The following is a 2,136-nucleotide window of genomic DNA, read 5'->3' as shown; positions in this document are numbered from 1 at the left end:
TCTGGCCTGCATAATTGGCCGGCTCCTTTACCACCACGATGTTCCCATACTGGTCATAGGCAAAGTCCCATACCGCATACCCCTGCTGCCCGCCCATGATTCTAAGGCGCGTAAGGTTGCCCTTGCTATCATATGTGCCGGCACGGTTTCTATACACCTTGCCCGTGTAATCAACAACAGCTATCTGCAATGGCCTGTCCAGTATGTAGCTTGCGGTGTTGTAATTGTAGCTTATTGCTGCTATCACATCATCGCTTTGCGTGTCAGGGCTTCCTTCATCTTTATACATGGTCACATTGCCCCAGTCATCGTACGCATAGCGCTGTGTGTGCACCACCCCTGTACCACCGCCCTCACGGTAGAGTATGGGCGATAGTTACTGCCAAAATGACTGGTTAACTTTTATTACCTTCCAGCTTACCTTCCAACAACCTTTTTGTTTGCATACCTTTGTAATAAATGTATTATTTCATTATCACCCTCTTTTTGAGCTAAATCCAAAGGTGTTTGGCCTTTTTTGTTTCTTATATTTACGTCAGCTCCGTTATCTAAAAGCAACTTTATGATTTCTTTATAGCGATTTAGTTTTACTATATGATGGAGTGCTGTGTTCCCACAATTGTCTTGATGATTTATGTTTATACCTTTATCCAAGAGTAACATTAAAATTTTTATATTTTCCATTCTCCTGATGCTAACCAGATACCAAATTAACCCATTATGGCTATGGTTATCTATCTTATTAACAACCACTTTTATCTTCTTCCGTTAATTTATTACATCCAGCCAATATAATAATTATGAGTGAGAATATTAATATTTTTATCATTTAAACTTTCATTGTATTATCCCATTTACTTTTTTCTTCTGTTTGTCATATCAACGATGGATTGTAATCTATCGAGCTTTATTTATATTTTTTTATATCACATCTTAATTAATTATTCTGCACACCTATGTTCTTTCATCATTCACATCTTCATCCTTTTCCAATGGCAATACTGATAATCGCCGGGATTTTTTCCCCTTCCGCATTGGTAATATTTCAAATAATTGGTGTATCCCTTTCTCCTCAAATGGCTTTAAGTTTATATAAAAACCTTCTACCCCACATCCTTTCTTTGGTTTTATCATCAATCGTATAAATGCTCGATATTCATCCCCTTTGTGCTTTACTCCTATCTCTGTATATGCTTCTTCTATATCATCTATACGTATTACTCTCGTTTTACCAAATAACTGTTTATACGTAAGTACCCCATTTTCCACTGTTATCCTAAATGCCCTAAACCATAGATATATAAATATTCCAAAAATTATAATACATATAGTAACTATTAAGGCATCATTAATTTTACTCGAAATATATGACTCAACACCTATAATTGTTAGTATTAAAACAAAAGTTTCAGCTATTAATAAAGAAGCGATTGAGTAGCGCACTTCTAATCTTTTGTTTTTCCATTCACTATCTCCCATTATTTTTCATCCTTCGCTTTATTCTTGCCTGCATTTATCATTGAATTTGCCCATGCCCCTTCAACAAATGCGGTATCTTTTATTCGCCCCTTAAACATTTTTATTGCTGTCTTTGGCTTTATCGATTTTATTGTCCCTTCTCTTAACTTTGTTGTCATTTGTTTATATACTGCATTCATAGAACCACGCCCACTCGTTACTCCCTTTACTTTTATTCCTGGTAATTTTCCTAACAATGCACCTGTCCCAGTTTCAATTGCTAATTCAGAAATATCAAATCCCTTTTGTTTACCTGTAAACCATTTTAAACCTTGTCTCACTGAGTTAGTAATAGCACCTCCCGCTGCTCCAGCGCCAACCGGTCCAGTATATAATAAAGCCCAGCCACCTATTGCTCCTCCTATACCCGCTGCTGCATAATCTTCCCAATCACTTTTTGTCCCTGTTAACATATCCTGTACTGCTTGTGAGCCCAATCCTATTATTGCTCCTCCAACTGCAAAAGCCAAATCATCGTATATCGCATATTGCCCATCCGGATCCACTAACTTCACCGGATTATTTCCCGCATAGTGATACACATCCATATTCACCGCATTAAATACACCTCCAAGCCCGGGGAGTTTACGGCTGCCATCCTGCTGCATGTACCAGTAA

General features: G+C 37.6%; 4 protein-coding genes. All 4 read right to left on the bottom strand.

The features are described from left to right. Window positions 1–337: hypothetical protein (locus AB1444_16405; protein MEW6528236.1), on the bottom strand; the 337-nt coding region annotated here is incomplete at its 3' end. 80 nt (window positions 338–417) lie between these two features. After that, window positions 418–753 carry an ankyrin repeat domain-containing protein gene (locus AB1444_16400; GenBank protein MEW6528235.1) on the bottom strand — a complete coding sequence of 112 codons (336 nt, stop codon included), beginning with the start codon at window positions 751–753 and terminating at the stop codon, window positions 418–420. Window positions 754–954: 201 nt separating this feature from the next. Continuing rightward, entirely contained in the window at window positions 955–1,479 is a 525-nt protein-coding gene (locus AB1444_16395) for a hypothetical protein (protein ID MEW6528234.1), read from the bottom strand. Continuing rightward, window positions 1,479–2,136, bottom strand: a 658-nt coding sequence (locus tag AB1444_16390; protein ID MEW6528233.1) for a hypothetical protein, incomplete at its 5' end; no start/stop codon positions are given. The genes AB1444_16395 and AB1444_16390, both read right to left, overlap by 1 nt.

It is taken from the genome of Spirochaetota bacterium, from assembly GCA_040756435.1.
Taxonomy (GTDB): domain Bacteria; phylum Spirochaetota; class UBA4802; order UBA4802; family UB4802; genus UBA4802.
This window is presented reverse-complemented; position numbering and strand designations above follow the sequence as displayed.

What these genes read in the sequence shown, in the direction of transcription:
- AB1444_16395 (MEW6528234.1), bottom strand. Translation starts at nt 1,479, where the DNA reads ATGGGAGATAGTGAATGGAAAAACAAAAGATTAGAAGTGCGCTACTCA.